Source organism: Cytobacillus sp. FSL K6-0129 (assembly GCF_038007625.1).
Taxonomy (GTDB): Bacteria; Bacillota; Bacilli; order Bacillales; family Cytobacillaceae; genus Cytobacillus; species Cytobacillus kochii.
The window spans coordinates 3,945,034-3,963,934 of the sequence record NZ_JBBOXM010000001.1; the positions used below are offsets into that span (position 1 = coordinate 3,945,034).

Consider the following 18,901-nt stretch of genomic DNA (forward strand, 5'->3'; position numbering starts at 1 on the left):
AGTGGTAGACATGGCAACAGTTCAAGAAACAGCTAAAGAAGCAGTATCAATGAAGAGAGATTACTATCACCTGATAATTAATGGCGAAAAAGTAGAAAGCACAGGCGGAGCAACAATCAAAACTTATAACCCTGCTACTGGTGAATTATTGGCAGAGGTGGCAAAAGCGTCAAAAGAAGATGCAGAAAAAGCAGTTTTAGCAGCAAGAGAAGCATTTGACAACGGAAAGTGGAAGAAGTTTCCCGTTAATAAAAGATCGCGTATTATGAATAAAATCGCTGCTATTATGCGTAGTCGATTTAATGAACTTGTTGAATTAGAGATGCTTGATACGGGTAAAACATTAAGCACAGCACAAGGACAAGTGATGCAAGCGATTGAGGATTTTGAATTTTATGCAGGCGCGATTGTTGGCCACCGCGGAACAGTCAATCCAATGGCAGGACAATTTCACAACTATACTGAAAAGGAACCTGTAGGGGTTTGTGCACAAATCATCCCCTGGAACTATCCTCTAATGATGGCTGCTTGGAAGGTTGCTCCTGCGATTGCAGTTGGATGTTCAATCGTTGTGAAACCAGCTAGCTTAACACCACTTACAGCGATTATTTTAGGAGAAATCTGCATCGAAGCAGGTGTCCCAGCAGGAGTAGTAAATATCGTTCCTGGATCAGGTAAAGATGTAGGGAATTACTTAGTAGAGCACGATAGAGTGGATAAAGTGGCTTTCACAGGATCAACACCAATTGGTAAAGATATTATGGCGAAAGCTTCAGATACATTAAAACGCGTGACATTAGAGCTAGGTGGAAAATCACCAAATATCGTTTTCGATGATGCGGATATTGATGCAGCAGTTGTAGGATCGATCTACGGAATTTACTATAACACAGGTCAATCTTGTGAAGCTCGTTCTCGTCTCTATGTACATGAGGATATTTACGATGAATTTGTAGAGAAATTTGTTGAAAAAACAAAGTCATTAACATTAGGTAATCCATTTGATAAAGGGACACATGTTGGTGCTATTATTGATCAGAACCAATGGGATGTCATTGATGGTTATGTGCAATCTGCCAAAGAAGAAGGCGCTGAAATTCTTGCGGGTGGGAAAGGTGCGCAAGTAGAAGGATTTGAAAATGGCTTTTGGTATGAGCCTACAGTGATTGCTAATGTGAATCATGAGATGAAAGTGGTTAAAGAAGAAATCTTTGGGCCAGTTGTTGTCATCATGAAATTCAAAGATGAAAAAGAAGCAGTTAAACTGGCGAATGATACTGTGTATGGTTTAGGCTCAGCTGTTTGGACAAAAGACGGAGCAAAAGCAACTAGAGTAGCAAACAAAATTGAAGCAGGAATTGTTATGGTGAACTGCCCATTCTCTGCTTTCCCTGGTACACCTTTTGGTGGTTACAAACAGTCAGGTTTCGGTCGTGAACTATGTATTGAAACATTAGATCTTTATACAGAAACAAAAAGTATTATTTCTTATTTTGGGAACAAACCGCTGAACCCATTCGGCATTTAAGGAATACACATATGCGGATGCCAAGACTATTGACGCTTGGCATCCGCCTTCATTTATTAATGGGAAATAGAGGAGGAGAGCATGATGAGTAAAATTGTTGTTGTCGGATCAGGTGTGATGGGCAGAGGGATTGCTTATGTGAGTGCAGTCGGTGGATACGAAGTTGTCTTGAATGATATAAAAGAAGAAGCGTTGAACAGTGCAAAAAAAGAGATTGAAAGTATTTTTGCAAAAGGTGTTTCTCGTGGGAAAATTACGGGTGAACAATCAGCCGCGGCTCAAGCGAATCTAAGCTATGCAACAGACTTGAAACAAGTAGTGGCTGATGCGGATCTTGTTATTGAGGCTGTTCCAGAAATTGCGAGCATTAAAAGGGACATTTTTGAAACGATTGATCAATTTGCACCTGGACATTGTCGTTTTGCCTCCAATACATCAACAATGAGCCCGACGGAAATTGGCTCCTATACGAACCGTCCAGAAAAAACAATCGCCATGCACTTCTTCAACCCGGTACATAAAATGCCGCTAATTGAAATCATTCGCGGATTAGAAACGAATGATGACACAGTTGCTTTTATTGAAGGTGTTGCTGGCAAAATGGGTAAGGAAACAGTTGTTGTAAATGAGTTTCCAGGGTTTGTAACGAGTCGAATGAGTGCGCTCGTCGGAAATGAAGCATTTTACATGCTTCAAGAAGGATTAGGGACGCCAGAAGATATTGATAAAGCGATTAAGTTAGGTCTGAATTATCCGATGGGGCCATTCGAATTAGTCGATTTGGTAGGTTTGGATGCAAGATTAAACAACTTAAGGTATTTACATGAAAAATTAGGTGAAAAATACCGTCCTGCTCCATTACTAGAACAATACGTCAAAGCTGGCAGATTGGGAAGAAAATCTGGCAAAGGCGTCTATGATTACACGAAAAAACCCGAGGAGGCCCTGTAAAATGAGAGAAGTTGTTATCGTTGATGCAGTAAGAACACCAATTGGTCGCTATAAAGGCGCATTAAAGGATGTCCGTCCCGATGATTTAGGTGCAACCGTCATTAAAGCATTGGTCGATCGGAACCCTGGGTTACCTGCTGAGCAAATAGAAGAGGTTGTCCTAGGCAATGCCAATCAAGCGGGAGAAGACAATCGGAACGTTGGGCGTATGTCAGCCCTTTTAGCAGGTTTACCTATTGATGTTGCAGGTACAACATTGAACCGCCTCTGTGGGTCCGGATTAGATGCTGTTTTATATGCAGCACGTGCGATTGCCATTGGTGAAGGTGACGTTTATATTGCTGGTGGTACAGAGAGTATGACGCGTGCACCATTTGTGATGGCTAAACCGAGTAAAGACTACCCAAGAGGTAATATGGAAATGTTCGATACAACGATTGGTTGGCGTTTTACGAATAAAAAGCTTCATGAAATGTATGGTACAGACTCGATGCCACAAACAGCTGAAAATGTAGCCAAACGTTACAATATTTCTCGTGAAGATCAAGATAGATTTGCTTACGAAAGCCAACAACGTGCAAAAACCGCTATGGACGCTAATATTTTTAAAGAGGAAATGGTCCCTGTTGTCTATCACGATCGTAAAGGAAATGAAGTAGTAGTGGATACGGACGAGCACCCACGTCCCGATACCTCATTAGAAAAGTTAGCTAAACTACGTCCCATTTTTGAAGGCGGAACAATTACTGCAGGCAATGCTTCTGGTGTCAATGATGGTGCAAGTGCATTGTTAATTATGAGTGCGGATAAAGCAAAAGAGTTAGGACTAAAACCATTAGTATCCTATGTTGCTGGTGCAACAGCCGGACTAGAACCAGCAGTCATGGGACTCGGCCCAATCTATGCATCAAGAAAGGCGCTAGACCGTGCCAATTTATCTACAGCTGATATTGGCTTGGTTGAACTAAACGAAGCTTTTGCATCACAATCAATAGAATGCGTGAAACAACTTGAATTAGATACAGACAAAGTCAACGTCAACGGAGGGGCGATTGCCTTCGGTCACCCATTAGGGGCAAGTGGTGCGAGAATTCTTACGACATTGATATATGAAATGAAACGTAGAAAAGAAACATATGGACTAGCAACGATGTGTATTGGAGTGGGACAAGGTATTGCTGCTATTGTGAAAAATGTAGAGGAATAAAGAATGATATTGTTTGGCAATGTCCCCTTCATGTATAAGGGGACATTGCAGCATTTAATAGGGAGTAAATCTTGTGTTATTAAGTGAAAAGGCAAGAACCATTATCAGAGGAAAGTGATCCACGCTACGTCGAAAGTGTAAAATTTTCGTTCTTGGTAAATGAGAGCCTCACAAAAGAGGGCATTATAGCAATGGCAAAATCCTGATATTAACAATCCATAAATTATGGTATCACTAGGCTAAACATCCAGCGATTAAATCTATCAAATAGTATCCTTTAAAGGAGGAAAACTCAATGACAAACGTATTATTCAAGCTAGAGAATCATATTGCAACGGTTACGATTAATCGTCCAGACGTCCTTAATTGTTTTGATTATGCTACACTGAAACAGCTTCAAGAAACGGTAGCGGATATGCAAATAAATCCAGATGTACGTGTGGTTATTTTCACAGGGGCAGGAGATAAAGCCTTTAGTGCTGGAGCAGATTTAAAAGAAAGAAAAACATTGAATGAACAACAAACAAGAAGAAATGTCCGCTTAATTCGTGATGTGTTCAATGATATTGCAAATCTACCGATGCCAACGATTGCTGCAATAAACGGATATGCCTTTGGTGGAGGGTTCGAACTGATTCTTGCTTGTGATTTTGCTCTCGCAGTAGAAGATGCTAAATTAGGTTTAACTGAAACGAGTTGGGCAATCATTCCAGGTGCTGGTGGTACACAGCGCTTACCGAGAGTGGTTGGAGAAATGAAAGCGAAGGAGTTAATCTTCACAGCCGCGAAAATATCTGCCAATGAAGCATATGGATTAGGAATTTTGACAAGAGTAGTAGAGAAAGAGGCTTTACAATCGACTTGCATCAACTTCGCACAACAAATGTTGAAAAGCGGGCCTGTTGCGCTCATCCAGGCAAAATATGCAATCTCACAAGGGATGAACACGGATATTCAAACTGGGATGGCGATTGAATCGAAGGCATATGAACTAACGTTACCGACAAATGATCGTGTCGAGGCACTGCAAGCATTTAGTGAAAAAAGACAACCGGTGTTTCAAGGGAAATAACTATTGCGTTTCTTTGTCTTTTTTAGATAAGATAAAAGATAAAGTACGAATGGAAAAAGAGTGTGATAGAAATGGGCAATAATACGCAATCTTTAATCTTTACGATATATGGAGATTACTTGCGTCATTATGGCAATAAGATTTGGATAGGTACGCTCATTCACCTACTGAAAGAATTTGGCCATAATGAGCAGTCAACAAGAGTAGCCATGTCCCGAATGTACAAGCAAGGCTGGGTTCAGTCTGAGAAGAAAGGGAATAAAAGCTATTACTATTTGACCCCGCGTGGAGAAGATCGGATGGAGGAAGCTGCGGGTAGGATATTTAAACTGAACCCGCATAGTTGGAAAGGTAAATGGTGTTTTCTTATGTATTCGATTCCAGAGGAAAAACGCCAGGTTCGTGATGAGTTCAGAAAAGAGCTTGTTTGGAGTGGATTCGGTAGTTTTCAAAATGGTTTTTGGATCTCACCAAATAACCTAGAAAAAGAAGTCAAGCAACTTGTTAAGAAGTATGAGATAGAGTCTTATGTTGACTTCTTTGTTTCGGAATATAAGGGGCCTCAAGATAGCCTGTCATTAGTGGAGAGAAGTTGGCCTGTAGATGAAATTCAAGCAAAGTATGAAGAGTTTATTTCTACATATAGTAAGCAATATATTATTCATCAAAGTATGATTCAAGATGGGAAAATGACGAAAGCAGAGTGTTTTGTCGAAAGGACATTACTTGTTCATGAATACCGTAAATTTCTGTTTATCGATCCAGGTCTACCTAAGGAGCTCCTTCCTGTAGAGTGGAATGGGAACCATGCAGCACTTTTATTTACGCAATATTATAAATTACTTGCAGAACCTGCAAATGAATTCTTCGAAGAGATTTTTCGGAAGGATAATGATATCAAACGAAAAGATGCCGATTATGATGTGTCGAAGCATCCTTTAATGAGTGAAGAATAAAACGATGGCTATTTCTGGCCATCGTTTTTTACTTGTTGCCCTTGAAATTCTGCGCCTTTTTGCACATAACTATCAATAGAAAGTTGTATTAACGCCAGATCCTTATCATCGATTGCACGTACAACTTTTCCGGGTGAGCCGATCACAAGGGAGCGTGGTGGAATTTTTTTATTGGCTGGTATAAGCGTATTGGCACCAATAATACATTCTTCTCCAATGTGTGCCCCATCTAAAATGGTTGATCCCATACCTACAATTGAGCGCTTACCAATATGGCAACCATGAAGAATAGCATTATGGCCTACTGTTACTTCATCTTCAATAATTGTTGGTGAACCTTCATATAGATGAATGGTTGCATTATCTTGAATACTACACCGTTCTCCAATGATTATTCTATCTTCATCTCCTCTAATGACAGCATTAAACCAAACAGAGGATTGTTTCCCAATGATTACATCGCCAATAATATAAGATCCTGGTGCTTGAAATACGGTTTGATCTACAGAAGGTTTCTTGTCTCGGTAAGGTATGATCATTATTTTTTCCTCACTTTTATATTTTTTAGAATTGTCATACATTAAAATTTATTATAACATAATTATTACAGGTGGTGAAAAAATGAAATACTTAACAACTCTTTTAAATATTCAATATCCCATTATTCAAGGAGGGATGGGCAATATCAGCTCTGCACAATTAACAGCGGCTATATCTGAAGCAGGGGGCTTAGGGACGATCGGTTGTGGGACATCATCCGTTGAAGAAGTAGCCGAAAAGATTAAAGCAGTGAAAGAAATGACAACAAAACCGTTTGCCGTCAATATTCCCCTGACTGTTACAGAAGACGTAATAGGGATGATGAAATTGGTTATAAAAGAGCAAGTGCCGATTGTTTCTATTTCAGCAGGGAATCCAGCACCATACATAGCTAAGCTACATGAGGTGGGGATAAAAGTCATTGTCGTTGTCGCTTCAGTGAAGCATGCTATGAAGGCGGAACGAGCAGGAGCGGATATATTAGTAGCGGAAGGTTTTGAGGCAGCGGGAATTAACTCAAGCTTAGAACTTACGACTTTTACGTTAATTCCACAAATCGTCAAGGCTGTAAATGTTCCGGTTGTTGCAGCTGGTGGTATTGGTGATGGGAGTGGATTAGCAGCAGCTATGATGTTAGGAGCAAGTGGTTGCCAAATGGGAACGAGGTTTATTGCCACAGAAGAAGCACCTTTTCATGAAAACTATAAGAAAAAAATCATTCAGGGTGATGACCTTTCAACAATGATATTAGGCAGACCACATGGGAAAGTAAGAAGAGTCATCACTGTGCCGTATACTCAAACAGTACTAGCAGAACAGGAAAATGATTCAGTTGAACAATATTTAGCAAAAACATCGGAAACACAGCATGTATTAGGCGCTATTGAGGGTGATTTTGAAAACGGCTTCATAAATGGTGGGCAGGTTGTTGGGCTTATTGACAGAATCCCGACTGTGAAAGCCTTAATTGAACAAATGATGAAGGATTTAGAAGCGCAGGTAAGTAAAATTCATCAGCAGTTATTTAAATAAGTAAAAGAGTCACGACATTACTAGATGAACTAATTTCAAAAACGAACAATAACAAAATATAGTTTATAAAAAATCATTTGCAAAAAAGTCCGTTCCATTGCACTACAGACACTCGCTTTCCGCGGGGAGGGGCTGAGCCTCCTCGGCATTGCCTGCGGGGTCTCAGCTTTCCCTCTATTTCCCGCAGGAGTCGAGTGTCTTCCGCTTCATTTCACTATTCTTATTCATATAAGGATTCAAATCACAGAAAAAAACCGAATGATTAGATGTTAATCATTCGGATAAATCATTAGCTATATACTTATGTCCCAACCTCTATGCTTTATGCCACGTGATTTTGTTTGCGTTTTTTTGCCTTTTCTGCAGTCGCAGTAAACAATACATCAGAAGATGAGTTCAATGCGGTTTCACAAGAGTCTTGTAGAACTCCAATAATGAATCCAACTGCAACGACTTGCATGGCTACATCATTAGAAATCCCGAACAAGCTAGCTGCTAGAGGAATTAATAATAGAGAGCCCCCAGCGACACCTGATGCACCGGCAGCAGATACAGCAGATAGGACACTTAAAATAATGGCTGTCCAAAGATCTACTTCAATACCTAGAGTATGGGCAGCGGCTAGTGTTAATACGGAGATAGTCACAGCAGCTCCTGCCATATTAATTGTAGCACCTAGTGGGATAGAGATAGAATAAGTATCTTCATCTAAATCCATCTTTTTACAAAGATTTAAGTTTACAGGGATATTAGCAGCAGAGCTTCTAGTGAAGAATGCAGTAATCGCACTTTCTCTTAATGTTTGTAAAACCATTGGATAAGGGTTTTCTCTTGTGAAAATGAAAACGATCAATGGGTTAACTACAAGTGCAATAAAGAACATACAGCCAAGCAACAAGATTAAAAGCTGTCCATATTCTGTTAATGCGGAAAGGCCATTAGAAGCAATCGCATCAAAAACAAGACCTAAAATACCGATTGGTGCTAACTCAATTACCCATTTAACAATAGTAGTAATCGCGTCTGAGATGTTTGCTAATGCCGTTTTGGTTGTATCTGCAGCAATTGATTTTAAAACAATACCTAATACAATTGCCCAAGCTAAAATACCAATATAATTCGCATTCATCAATGCGTTAACTGGATTATCTACTATATTAAATAATAATGTTTGTAATACTTCTACAATCCCGCCAGGTGGTGTTACATCATCTGCTCCCGTTTGGAGTGTAAGGCTTACAGGGAAAATGAAGCTAGCAATTACGGCGATGACACCAGCTGAAAATGTTCCTATTGCATATAGAAAGATAATCATTTTCATATTCGTTTGTTGGCCTGTTTTATGACTAGCAATGGCGTTTATAACTAGAAATAAGACTAAAATTGGTGCAACAGCTTTTAAAGCACCGACAAATAGAGAACCAAATATAGAAATCCAACTAGCTTGTGGAACAACTAAAGCTAATATAATACCAATAATCAGACCAGCTAGAATACGCTTTACTAAACTAATTTCGCTCCATTTACGTATGAAGTTTTTCATGATGCTCCTCCAAATTCAAATTTAATATATTAATATAATGTACAGTTGTCGCGTCCACGTGGACAATATCTTTCAATAAGTGTATCACGAATTGTTCATTAACGGAATAAGAAATTATTTCGAAATATTCATTTTTGATAGATGATTTTCCTTCAAAGAGTCTATGTGCTGCTCTTTCTTTAATAGATATAAAATAAAAATAGTAAATGATGGCATTCGCAAGATATGTTACTTCCCGTTCGCTAGTTTGAGATTTTTTGTGATCGTTTTACATAATGATTAATTGTCTTCCTTCCTTTTTATTACATATTTAATATATTTATAAAGCAGCGACGAAGGTATTTGAATTTACCTAGGTTTATAAAAACGTAAGTTCCTGCTTTATTATTTTTCATTTTGATTATATAGATATTTCACAGGTAAATACCATTGAATGGAATGTTATTGTAAAATATTTCATATATTAAATACTATTGACTGTAGCTTGATTATCTGCAATAATAAACTCAATTAAATACTGGTACCTTTAATTCAGTCCAGAGAGGCTGGCAAGGGCAGCGGATATCATTATTTCTGTAGTGATATAGTATTTTCTAGAGAGAAATACTATATATAATCATATACAGATAATGAAATTAGGGGCTAATTGTCAGATCTAACTGATGATTAGTCTCTTTTTTTTCTGCTTTTTGGTATCAGAAAACTGATGGAGGGATTTACAAATGAGTAAAATCGATCAAGAGTTTTCGTGGCAAGCGGTGCCAAAATCGCAGAGAAATAATTTCTGGAAGACATTATTTGTTATGTTAGGGTTCACGTTTTTCTCAGCAAGCATGTTAGCAGGAGGCGAGCTTGGTATAGGACTCAGCTTTAGTGAGTTTATTATCATCGTCCTCTTAGGGAATTTACTATTAGGCATATATACAGGTGCTCTTGCACATATTGCTGCTAAGACAGGATTGTCCACACATCTTTTAGCTAAATATGCTTTTGGAGAGAAAGGGTCGTATTTACCTTCCTTTTTACTAGGATTTACGCAAGTCGGTTGGTTTGGTGTTGGTGTGGCTATGTTTGCTGTTCCTGTAGCAACAGCGCTAGATTGGAATGTGTATGCACTTATCTTTGGTTTCGGTATTGCGATGACAATCACTTCTCTCTACGGGATGAAGTCATTGGTTATTTTAGGGTTTATTGCAGTACCAGCAATCACACTCTTGGGTGGTTATTCAGTTATAGAAGGAATTTCAGCTTTTGGTGGCTTAGAAGGCTTAATGGATTATACACCTGCGCAAACGATGACAGTTGCTGCAGCATTGTCCATCTGCATAGGGTCATTTATAAGCGGCGGAACATTGACACCTGACTTTGCAAGGTTTGCTAGGACTTCTAAGCAAGCCGTAACAGCGACGGTCATCGCCTTTTTCTTAGGAAATTCACTTATGTTTTTATTTGGTGCAGTCGGTGCGATGGCATATGGTTTAGCTGATATATCTGAAGTCATGTTTTTACAGGGATTGATGATTCCAGCTGTACTTGTATTAGGACTTAACATCTGGACAACGAATGATAACGCCTTATATGCATCGGGGCTTGGTTTTGCCAATATTACGAAGATTTCCAAGAAAGTATTTGTTGTCGTAAATGGTTTGGTTGGTACCATCTTTGCTATGTGGATGTACAATAACTTCGTTGGTTTCTTAAATATCCTAAGTGCTGCCGTACCATCTATCGGTGCGATTATCATAGCCGATTACTTCTTCATTAAACGTAGAAACTATGAAGGATTTGAGCAAGCGAAATTTAAAGTCATTAATTGGGTGGCCATGGGAGCATGGGCACTAGGGGTTACTTTTGCTCAAATTATGCCGGGCATCACACCTCTTAATGCATTGTTTGGCACAGCAATCATTTATATCGTTTTAACCTTCATTGTAGCAAAAATATCAAAATCTAAGGAGATGACAACTAATGATCATACAGAACGCGAAATTACGGGGTAAAGAAGGGCTATGGCAATTAATTATTAAAGATGGTGTTTTTCACGAGATTACACAAAAAACAATTGAAGTTCCAGATGGTGAACAAGTAATTGATGTTGATGGGGCGCTCACTTTACCTCCATTTATTGAACCTCATATTCATCTGGATACAACTTTAACAGCAGGTGAGCCAGAATGGAATAGAAGTGGTACTTTATTTGAGGGAATCCAAAGATGGTCAGAGCGGAAAGCATTTTTAACTCCAGAAGATGTTAAAACAAGGGCGAAGCAAGCGCTAAAATGGCAAATTGCCCAAGGGATTCAGCATGTTCGCACACATGTCGATACCACAGATACAACCTTAACAGCTATTAAAGCATTATTGGAAGTAAAGGAAGAAATGAAAGACTATGTTAATATCCAGCTTGTTGCTTTCCCGCAAGAAGGGATTTTATCGTATCCAAGTGGGGCAGAGCTGATGGAAGAAGCGTTGAAAATGGGTGTCGATGTCGTTGGTGGTATTCCACACTTTGAATTTACAAGAGAATATGGCGTAGAGTCGATGAAGATTGCTTTTGACCTTGCCGAAAAATACAATCGTTTAATTGATATTCATTGTGATGAAATAGATGATGAACAGTCACGTTTTGTTGAGGTTGTTGCTAAAGAGGCGTATGAGCGGGGTTTAGGAACACGAACAACAGCAAGTCATACGACAGCGATGGGTTCTTATAATGATGCTTACACATATAAGCTATTCCGCTTACTGAAGATGTCTAACATTAATTTTGTTTCAAACCCATTAGTCAACATTCATTTGCAAGGAAGATTTGATACGTATCCAAAAAGAAGGGGATTGACTAGGGTAAAAGAAATCCAAGAAGCTGGACTTAATATTTGCTTTGGTCATGATGATATTTTTGACCCTTGGTATCCTCTAGGAACAGGAAATATGTTACAAGTACTTCATATGGGTATTCACGCTTCACAGTTGCTAGGTTATGAACAAATTGTCAATTCAATCGATTTGATTACGAAAAATAGTGCAAAGACATTACAAATCGAGGATGAATATGGTATTGAGAAAGGTAAACCGGCGAATTTTATTATCCTTGAAGCAGAAAATGAATATGAGGCCGTTAGGAAACAAGCGACAATCCTTTATTCTATTCGCGGAGGTAAAGTGATAGCTGAAACGAAGCCACAAGTAACCAATATTACATTTGGAGATCATGTTGAGCAAGTTAATTTTAAAAAATGAATTTCAAGATAATGACCACAGAGAAAATCTGTGGTTTTTTCTATAAGAATTTTTGAATGAAGCACACAAAATTATTTATCGGCAAAAGGAAGAGGAGTGGTTTTAGTAAAAGGGTATGAATAATATCTAGTTTTTAGATGTTTAACCCTTCTATTATTAACTACTAAGACCATTCCACAACCTCAGCCAGTATTCTGTTGGATCCACCGCAGGTAGAGCGGCTGATAGTGTTTTAACTTTCCCCGTCAATCATTTCCCAAAAGTGCCAAGAGGCTTTGGACATTTGTTTCTCTTTGAGGCGCAAAATAACAGGTTCCATTTGATATTCATAAGATTGTATTGCTCGAACTTCAATATTTTCAAACAGTTGAGGAGAATTGTCCATTTGCGGAATCATTGATATCCCAAGACCTTTACTGACAAGTTGGATGGCCATCATCACATCTTTACATTCAATAATGATATTTGGAGTTATATTTCTTTCTTCAAAGGACTTAAGAATATTTTCAGTGAAAGTCAAACCTTCTAGTGCTCCTAACAAGATGAAAGGAAAGGAAACCATTTCTTCAAAAGTTGTTCTTTCAGGAGACAGTTGATCTGCCCATTCCCTTGGAAAAATTGCTACACAAGATCGTTTGTTCAAACTTTTTATTTTGTATTGCTCATTATTCATTGGTCTTAATAGAAAAGCCATATCGATTTCTCTTTGGTCGAGTCTTTTCAATAATTCCTCGGTATTACCGTTTAAAATACTGACCTTGACATTAGGAAATTCCTTCCGATACAAGCTGATATAATCAAGCAGCAGATTTGAGCAAGAAGAAGATACCCCGATTCGGACAGTTCCAGCATCTCCTCGTTCGATTTCTTGTATTTGTTCTTCTACAACTTGCATTTCCATTAACATTTGTGTGGCATATTTGTACAAAATGATTCCTGTCTCTGTTAACTCCCATTTTTCCCGGTAACGATGAATTAAGGTAGAACCTAAGTCGGTTTCTAGCTTCTTTAAAACTTGGCTCAAAGGGGGTTGCGCCATATGCAGAACTTTTGCTGCTTTAGAAATACTGCCTTGATCGACGATTGTTTTATAATATTGAAGCTGTCTGATATCCATAATTTCTCCCCTTTCATCATATGTAATTTAATATAACTAGTTTATCATATATATATTTTTTATATATTTGTTCTGATGATAAAATGAGTAAGTGAAACATTGAACAAATTTAGAATCGGGTGAAACAAATTATGGCTAAACGACTAGTTCTTTATGTACTAGGCTTATTTTTTTTATCACTAGGCGTTAGTTTTTCTATTCAGGCGGATTTAGGAGTTTCACCAGTATCATCATTACCTTATGCGTTAAGTTTAAGTACTGGTATGAAAATCGGTATGATGACTGTCGCTGCGAATATTCTATTCATTATTGTTGGAAGCATTTTGACTAAATCTTTTATTGTGAAAGAGGTTGTTGGTCAACTGATTATTTCGTTCTTATTCGGTGGATTTATGGATTTAACTTTGCTTTTAGTTCAAATTTTTCCAGCACCACAAACAATTGGGATGAAAATTATCTTTTTGCTTATTAGTTTATTTGTAGTGGCAATAGGCCTGTTAGGTTATTTTAATGCTAAGTTACCACTTATGCCTTATGATGCCTTAACCTATGCCATCAGTGCGCGTTTTAAGATGATTTTTAGTAAGGCGAAAATTACAAGTGATTTATTGAATGTCTGTGTCGCCGGTGCTGTTTGCCTCATCTTTGTCCATTCACTAGGAGCTATCGGGGTTGGCACAGTTATAGCCGCTTATTTTATTGGTAAGATCCTTGGTTGGATGACAAAATTATACGAAGTACCGTTAAAAGAATGGTTGTGGGCAAAGCCACAAGAGGAATTAAGTAAGATCAACTAAGGGGTAATATAAAATAATTCATTATAACCAGTGAGGGATGGGGATGCCTTGCTGGTTATTTTTTAGTTAAGAAAGATATTTTGTTGTTTACGCTAATCTAGTTGGAGGAGAATAAAAGCCAAACCGGCAATATAACCGGTTCTCAATTTGATTCTCCCTCTTCCAATTGCTTTAATTTCTCATGATATCTTTTATGGGCTCCTTTTAAGGCAACAATTACTGCTGTGGTGGATGGTGCGAAATAGTGCTTTTCTATCCGGTTGATAAGGCCTTGAAGGTCGGTACTCATGTCAAATCCAATCATTAATCTCTTAAAGAAATCTTGCGTCAGTCCAGTTATAAAGGTAAATTCTGCGTTGATAATCTTATGGTTAGTAGAATTGATTTCGAGAACAATACCTGCGTGTTTGTATACTTCATACATCGCTGTTCCTTGTGGAGCTTTGGCATAAGCAGTAACAAGTACGGAGCTAAGTTCATTTTGTGCCATGATAGTGGCTCCCTTCTATTTCGGTTTACTAAACAGTTCTATTTTATCATATAACTTCAAAGGTTTTTAGAATTGAAAATTTTCCATTGACTATCTAAATCTTTTAAAATATGATAATACTATCAAAATGATTTGAATATATTATTCTTTCTGAAGAAAAGCGTCTTCTTAACGATGAAATTCACCTTTCATAACACTTAAGGATACCTAGCTTTTTCAAGGAGATAAGAGTCGAGTAATTTTCTTATTTTCCTGGGATAGCTAGGTTTTTTGTTTTTGTTAAATTAAGGTAATTCGTATAAATGCTGGAGGGGGGAGTTATTAGAATGACTAAAAGAATCGCTGTTATTGGTGGAGGAACAATGGGGATCGGGATTGCCCAATTGTTTTCTACAAATGGATATCAAGTTACGTTAGTGGATGTGAATAAAGAAGCATTATATTTAGCAAAAGAGAGAATGGAATATCAACTTTCTACTCTTCTTTCCAATTCAGATGATGTTAAAAGTGTGTTGGCATCTGTCTCTATGACTGTTGAAATGAGTGAAGTGAAAACAGCTGAGTTCATTATTGAAGCAGTTCCGGAAAAACGAGACCTGAAACAACAGGTGCTACAGGAAATAGAGAGGTTTTGTGCGGAGGAGACGATCATCGCAACAAACACATCTGGGTTGTCTATTGATAGCTTAGCTGAAAGCCTAACCTATCCTCAAAGGATGATGGGTACACATTTTTTCATGCCAGCTCATGTCATTCCACTCGTTGAAGTGGTAAAAGCAAAAGCAACATCGGAAGCAGTTGCAGACAAAGTGATGTCACTATTAAAAGAGGTTGGCAAAAGGCCAGTACTGATTAAAAAAGACATCCCAGGATTTATTGCCAATCGCATTCAACATGCAATGGCAAGAGAGGCCATTTCACTATTAGCTTCAGGTGTCGCTTCAGCAGAAGACATTGACACAGTTATTCGTTATAGTTTAGCGCCTCGGTTATTATTTAGCGGACCGCTTGAACAACGAGATTTAAATGGACTAGATGTTCATTTTCATATTGCTTCATACTTATATCCAGATCTCGAAAATCGGACAGATCCTGATCCATTTTTTGTGAAAAAGGTAGAAGCAGGAGAACTAGGTATAAAAAGTGGGAAAGGTTTTTATGATTGGCAAGATAGAAATGTACAAGCAATTGTCGAAGAGAAGAATAACGCAATTTTGCAAATAATGAAAGCGCTTAAAGATAGAGACAACAAGGAGGGGAACTAGATGGAAAAAATGACAAACTTTTTCACAAATTTAATGAGGAAGTATTTACCTGATGCATTTGTATTTGCTATTGGATTAACGATTTTAACAATGATTCTAGCCATGTTGATTGAGGGACAAACACCAAAAGAACTTGTGCTAGCATGGGGAAATGGGTTTTGGGATTTATTAGCGTTTACGACACAAATGGCTGTTATTTTAGCTATGGGTTATGTTTTAGCAACTGCACCACTAACGGATAGGTTATTAAATAAAATTGCGGCTAAAGTAAAAACACCTAAGGGTGCAATTATAGTGGCCACTTTAGTTGGGTCGATTGGTAGCTATCTAAACTGGGGATTTGGGTTAGTTATTGGAGGAATTATCGCTAGTAAATTAGCAATGAATGTAAAGGGTGTGCATTATCCCTTAATTATTGCAGCTGCATATAGCGGTTTTACCTTTTATGGTTTAGGTTTATCAGCTAGTATTCCTGTGCTCATTTCTACACCAGGTCATCCAATGGAAGCAGCAATGGGCATAATCGGTTTAAGTGAAACCATTTTCTCTTTACCAATGGTAATAACAACGGTTGTCTTATTAATTACTTTGCCACTTGTGAATGCTGCTCTTCACCCAAAGAATAAAGAGAATGTAAGAGAGATAAATCCTGCATTATATGAAGAGAAAAAAGAAGCATCAGTGAATATATTAGGCGATGATACTTTTGCCTCAAAGATTAATAATAGCCGATTACTTAGTTATGCTATTGGTATCATTGGTTTAGTTTATATCCTTTTCTATTTCATCGATGGTAACACAATGAATCTTAATATTATTAACTTTATTATCCTTTTCTTAGGAATTATTCTTCTAGGGACACCTGCGAAATATACGCAAAGCTTAAATAGTGGAATTGGTACAATATCAGGAATCATTCTACAATTTCCGTTTTATGCAGGAATCATGGCGATTATGGCATCATCGGGTCTAGTTGATACAATTGCTGCTATATTTGTTAATTTTTCAACTGCTGAAAGTTTACCATTCTGGGGAATTATTAGTTCTTTCTTTATTAATTTCTTTGCTCCATCTGGCGGCGGTCACTGGGTTGTTCAAGGACCATTTATGATTGATGCGGCGAAGGAGTTAGGTGCAAGTCTTAGCCAAACATCTATGTCTGTTATGCTTGGTAATGCATGGAATGATGTGATTCAACCTTTCTGGATTTTACCAGCGCTCGCTTTATCGAAACTAAAGCTTAAAGATATAATGGGTTATTTAGTAATGATTATGTTTTATGTAGGAATTATTTATATTGCAGCTTGTTTAATATGGGGTTACTTACTATAAAAGGAGGAGCTAATAATGAAAGTAGTCGATTTATCTGTTGTTTTATACGACGGTCTGGTATCTTTCCCGTCTCACCCAAAGGTGGTATTTATGGATCATGTTACACATGATTTTTCAAAACCGCGATATCAAGCGCCGTGTGAAGGGTATGCGAGTAAAACGATAATCATGTCAGATCATAGTGGCACACATATGGATGCTCCCTATCATTTCTTTAAAGATGGTTGGACAATTGAGCAAATCCCTGTGGAGGCAACAATGGGGAATGCAGTGTTGGTAGATGTTTCTCAAAAGAGTGCAAATGAGCCTGTAACAAGAGATTTGGTTGAAGAGGTTGTTCGTCGTGACAATCTTAAAGTGAAGAAGGATGATATCGTTTTATTTCGCTGCTGGCCAGGAGAATGGAATGCTGCAGGTTTTCATGACTGCTTATCATTAGATCCTTCTGTTGCTAGTTGGGTAGTGGAACAAAAAGTAAAAGCGATTGGTCTTGATCTTCCTAATGCTGATATTAATACAAATATGCAACGTAATGTTCATATGGAGTTACTTGGCCGAAATATCATGATTTTTGAGAATGTAGTAAATCTAGAGAAGTTAACAAAGAAACATTTTTATTTTATGGGAACGCCACTAAACCTAAAAGGAATGACGGGCTCACCAATAAGAGCTTTAGCGATAGAAGAATGGTAAAAGAAAGGAGGAGAGCTTTTTATGAAAGCAGTAGTAAAAACTAATAGATCACGAGGTATTGAAATAAAAGATGTAGAATTGCCTACTTTAAAAGAGAATGATGTACTAGTACAAGTGCTAGCTGCCAGTATTTGTGGAAGTGACCTTCATATGCACGAAGGGATGAATGCGTATGAATGGGTATCTACCCCTGTCACACTAGGACATGAATTTGCTGGAGTGGTAGTGGAAGTGGGTCATAAGAATCACGCTCATTTGATTGGAAAAGATGTAGTCATTAATCCGTATATTCCTTGTGGTCATTGTGAGAATTGTTTGAAAGGGCAAACGAATCTATGTGACCATGGCAAAGGTTCCATGAGTAAAGTGCCGGCAGAATCATTACGATACGGTTTTAGAGAAAATGGTGGAATGGCAGAGTATGCTTCTATCGATTATCGGAATGTACTCCCGCTTCCCGAGGAAGTTACTATTGAAGTGGCAGGTATGCTAGAAGCAATTGGAATTGGTGTGCGCGCAATTGAAAGGGCGAACATTCTGCCGGGTGAAACAGCAGTTGTTATTGGACCTGGACCCATTGGATTATCAATGGTTGCCTCCCTATCAAACTATGGATTTAAACAATTGATTGTCACTGGATTAACAAAGGACAAAGGCCGTTTGGCATTAGCATTAGAGCTAGGTGCTACTGATATAGTGTATGTTGATGATGAAAACTTATTAGAGGCAATTGCTCATAAGACGAACGGAAATGGCGTAGATCATGTTTTTGAAACGAGTGGGTTTAATGGTTCGCTGCCAGATGCTGTGAGAATATGCAAAAAAGGTGGGGAAGTCTTACTTATTGGGATTAGCCCGCAAGAAAGTACCATAGCTACTAGTGAAATTGTACGTGGTGAGATTGATATAAAAGGAATATATGGAGTGACAGAACAAACGATGAAGCGTGCGATTGCAATGGCAGCATCAGGAAAGTATCCATATGAAAAACTTATTACACATACGTATGCTTTGGAAGAGGCAGAAGCAGGATTTAATGCAGGCATAAGAAAAGAAGCGGTAAAGGTAATATTAAAGCCATCAGGAGAATGAGCTTATATAAGATGGCAAATCCAAACGAACAATCTCTAAACTTGGG

The 18,901-nt window shown here is 38.1% G+C and carries 17 protein-coding genes; 13 read left to right on the forward strand and 4 right to left on the reverse strand.

The features are described from left to right. The first annotated feature begins 10 nt into the window (after nucleotides 1-10). The 5 genes from MHI57_RS20075 (at nucleotide 11) to paaX (ending at nucleotide 5,714) form a co-directional block, all read left to right on the forward strand. Complete coding sequence (locus MHI57_RS20075; protein WP_095370454.1) at nucleotides 11-1,528, forward strand: aldehyde dehydrogenase family protein; 1,518 nt, start codon at nucleotides 11-13, stop codon at nucleotides 1,526-1,528. Between the two features lie 81 nt (nucleotides 1,529-1,609). Continuing rightward, complete coding sequence (locus tag MHI57_RS20080; protein WP_095370453.1) at nucleotides 1,610-2,479, forward strand: 3-hydroxyacyl-CoA dehydrogenase; 870 nt, start codon at nucleotides 1,610-1,612, stop codon at nucleotides 2,477-2,479. Between the two features lies 1 nt (nucleotide 2,480). Continuing rightward, nucleotides 2,481-3,686 (forward strand): thiolase family protein, encoded by a 1,206-nt coding sequence (locus MHI57_RS20085; RefSeq protein ID WP_307314830.1) that lies wholly within the window; start codon nucleotides 2,481-2,483, stop codon nucleotides 3,684-3,686. A 295-nt stretch (nucleotides 3,687-3,981) separates the two neighbouring features. Continuing rightward, nucleotides 3,982-4,758: an enoyl-CoA hydratase-related protein gene (locus tag MHI57_RS20090; protein ID WP_095370451.1), complete on the forward strand. Its 777-nt coding sequence runs from the start codon at nucleotides 3,982-3,984 to the stop codon at nucleotides 4,756-4,758. A gap of 71 nt (nucleotides 4,759-4,829) precedes the next feature. Then, the gene (gene paaX, locus MHI57_RS20095; protein ID WP_095370450.1) at nucleotides 4,830-5,714 is read left to right on the forward strand and encodes a phenylacetic acid degradation operon negative regulatory protein PaaX; all 885 of its coding nucleotides are present in this window, start codon (nucleotides 4,830-4,832) and stop codon (nucleotides 5,712-5,714) included. An 8-nt stretch (nucleotides 5,715-5,722) separates the two neighbouring features. Here paaX and MHI57_RS20100 read toward each other — a convergent pair whose 3' ends face one another. Next, a complete protein-coding gene (locus tag MHI57_RS20100) occupies nucleotides 5,723-6,253 on the reverse strand; it encodes a gamma carbonic anhydrase family protein (protein WP_307314825.1) in 531 nt (176 codons plus the stop codon). 82 nt (nucleotides 6,254-6,335) lie between these two features. On the opposite strand from MHI57_RS20100, the gene MHI57_RS20105 reads away from it, so the two are divergent. After that, nucleotides 6,336-7,286 carry an NAD(P)H-dependent flavin oxidoreductase gene (locus tag MHI57_RS20105; RefSeq protein WP_340978040.1) on the forward strand — a complete coding sequence of 317 codons (951 nt, stop codon included), beginning with the start codon at nucleotides 6,336-6,338 and terminating at the stop codon, nucleotides 7,284-7,286. A gap of 322 nt (nucleotides 7,287-7,608) precedes the next feature. On the opposite strand, the gene sstT is transcribed toward MHI57_RS20105, so the two are convergent. Next, nucleotides 7,609-8,829 carry a serine/threonine transporter SstT gene (gene sstT / locus MHI57_RS20110; protein WP_095370447.1) on the reverse strand — a complete coding sequence of 407 codons (1,221 nt, stop codon included), beginning with the start codon at nucleotides 8,827-8,829 and terminating at the stop codon, nucleotides 7,609-7,611. Nucleotides 8,830-9,551: 722 nt separating this feature from the next. Between sstT and codB the strand changes: the two genes are divergently transcribed. Beyond that, nucleotides 9,552-10,829: a cytosine permease gene (gene codB / locus MHI57_RS20115; RefSeq protein ID WP_307319080.1), complete on the forward strand. Its 1,278-nt coding sequence runs from the start codon at nucleotides 9,552-9,554 to the stop codon at nucleotides 10,827-10,829. After that, a complete protein-coding gene (locus MHI57_RS20120) occupies nucleotides 10,798-12,069 on the forward strand; it encodes a cytosine deaminase (protein WP_328198485.1) in 1,272 nt (423 codons plus the stop codon). Before codB ends, MHI57_RS20120 begins: the two co-directional genes overlap by 32 nt. A 232-nt stretch (nucleotides 12,070-12,301) precedes the next feature. Here the strand turns inward: MHI57_RS20120 and MHI57_RS20125 are convergent, their stop codons facing one another. Then, nucleotides 12,302-13,186, reverse strand: a complete 885-nt coding sequence (locus MHI57_RS20125; RefSeq protein ID WP_328198487.1) for a LysR family transcriptional regulator — start codon at nucleotides 13,184-13,186, stop codon at nucleotides 12,302-12,304. Nucleotides 13,187-13,317: 131 nt separating this feature from the next. On the opposite strand from MHI57_RS20125, the gene MHI57_RS20130 reads away from it, so the two are divergent. Then, a complete protein-coding gene (locus tag MHI57_RS20130; protein WP_340978046.1) occupies nucleotides 13,318-13,983 on the forward strand; it encodes a YczE/YyaS/YitT family protein in 666 nt (221 codons plus the stop codon). A 142-nt stretch (nucleotides 13,984-14,125) separates the two neighbouring features. Here the strand turns inward: MHI57_RS20130 and MHI57_RS20135 are convergent, their stop codons facing one another. Further along, a complete protein-coding gene (locus MHI57_RS20135) occupies nucleotides 14,126-14,473 on the reverse strand; it encodes a DUF3870 domain-containing protein (RefSeq protein ID WP_095370442.1) in 348 nt (115 codons plus the stop codon). A 326-nt stretch (nucleotides 14,474-14,799) separates the two neighbouring features. On the opposite strand from MHI57_RS20135, the gene MHI57_RS20140 reads away from it, so the two are divergent. From MHI57_RS20140 to MHI57_RS20155, 4 genes are read left to right on the forward strand one after another with little or no spacing between them, the layout of a single operon-like run. Then, nucleotides 14,800-15,738, forward strand: a complete 939-nt coding sequence (locus MHI57_RS20140; RefSeq protein WP_322909920.1) for a 3-hydroxyacyl-CoA dehydrogenase NAD-binding domain-containing protein — start codon at nucleotides 14,800-14,802, stop codon at nucleotides 15,736-15,738. After that, on the forward strand, nucleotides 15,739-17,070 hold the full coding sequence (locus tag MHI57_RS20145; RefSeq protein WP_340978049.1) for a short-chain fatty acid transporter: 1,332 nt from the start codon (nucleotides 15,739-15,741) through the stop codon (nucleotides 17,068-17,070). Between the two features lie 15 nt (nucleotides 17,071-17,085). Beyond that, on the forward strand, nucleotides 17,086-17,763 hold the full coding sequence (locus tag MHI57_RS20150) for a cyclase family protein (protein WP_307319065.1): 678 nt from the start codon (nucleotides 17,086-17,088) through the stop codon (nucleotides 17,761-17,763). A 21-nt stretch (nucleotides 17,764-17,784) separates the two neighbouring features. Then, entirely contained in the window at nucleotides 17,785-18,855 is a 1,071-nt protein-coding gene (locus MHI57_RS20155; RefSeq protein ID WP_340978052.1) for a zinc-dependent alcohol dehydrogenase, read from the forward strand. The last annotated feature ends 46 nt before the right edge of the window (nucleotides 18,856-18,901 follow it).

Coding starts and splice junctions, on each gene's coding strand:
- MHI57_RS20075 (WP_095370454.1), top strand. CDS start 11: ATGGCAACAGTTCAAGAAACAGCTAAAGAAGCAGTATCAATGAAGAGA.
- MHI57_RS20080 (WP_095370453.1), top strand. CDS start 1,610: ATGATGAGTAAAATTGTTGTTGTCGGATCAGGTGTGATGGGCAGAGGG.
- MHI57_RS20085 (WP_307314830.1), top strand. CDS start 2,481: ATGAGAGAAGTTGTTATCGTTGATGCAGTAAGAACACCAATTGGTCGC.
- MHI57_RS20090 (WP_095370451.1), top strand. CDS start 3,982: ATGACAAACGTATTATTCAAGCTAGAGAATCATATTGCAACGGTTACG.
- paaX (WP_095370450.1), top strand. CDS start 4,830: ATGGGCAATAATACGCAATCTTTAATCTTTACGATATATGGAGATTAC.
- MHI57_RS20100 (WP_307314825.1), bottom strand. CDS start 6,253: ATGATCATACCTTACCGAGACAAGAAACCTTCTGTAGATCAAACCGTA.
- MHI57_RS20105 (WP_340978040.1), top strand. CDS start 6,336: ATGAAATACTTAACAACTCTTTTAAATATTCAATATCCCATTATTCAA.
- sstT (WP_095370447.1), bottom strand. CDS start 8,829: ATGAAAAACTTCATACGTAAATGGAGCGAAATTAGTTTAGTAAAGCGT.
- codB (WP_307319080.1), top strand. CDS start 9,552: ATGAGTAAAATCGATCAAGAGTTTTCGTGGCAAGCGGTGCCAAAATCG.
- MHI57_RS20120 (WP_328198485.1), top strand. CDS start 10,798: ATGATCATACAGAACGCGAAATTACGGGGTAAAGAAGGGCTATGGCAA.
- MHI57_RS20125 (WP_328198487.1), bottom strand. CDS start 13,186: ATGGATATCAGACAGCTTCAATATTATAAAACAATCGTCGATCAAGGC.
- MHI57_RS20130 (WP_340978046.1), top strand. CDS start 13,318: ATGGCTAAACGACTAGTTCTTTATGTACTAGGCTTATTTTTTTTATCA.
- MHI57_RS20135 (WP_095370442.1), bottom strand. CDS start 14,473: ATGGCACAAAATGAACTTAGCTCCGTACTTGTTACTGCTTATGCCAAA.
- MHI57_RS20140 (WP_322909920.1), top strand. CDS start 14,800: ATGACTAAAAGAATCGCTGTTATTGGTGGAGGAACAATGGGGATCGGG.
- MHI57_RS20145 (WP_340978049.1), top strand. CDS start 15,739: ATGGAAAAAATGACAAACTTTTTCACAAATTTAATGAGGAAGTATTTA.
- MHI57_RS20150 (WP_307319065.1), top strand. CDS start 17,086: ATGAAAGTAGTCGATTTATCTGTTGTTTTATACGACGGTCTGGTATCT.
- MHI57_RS20155 (WP_340978052.1), top strand. CDS start 17,785: ATGAAAGCAGTAGTAAAAACTAATAGATCACGAGGTATTGAAATAAAA.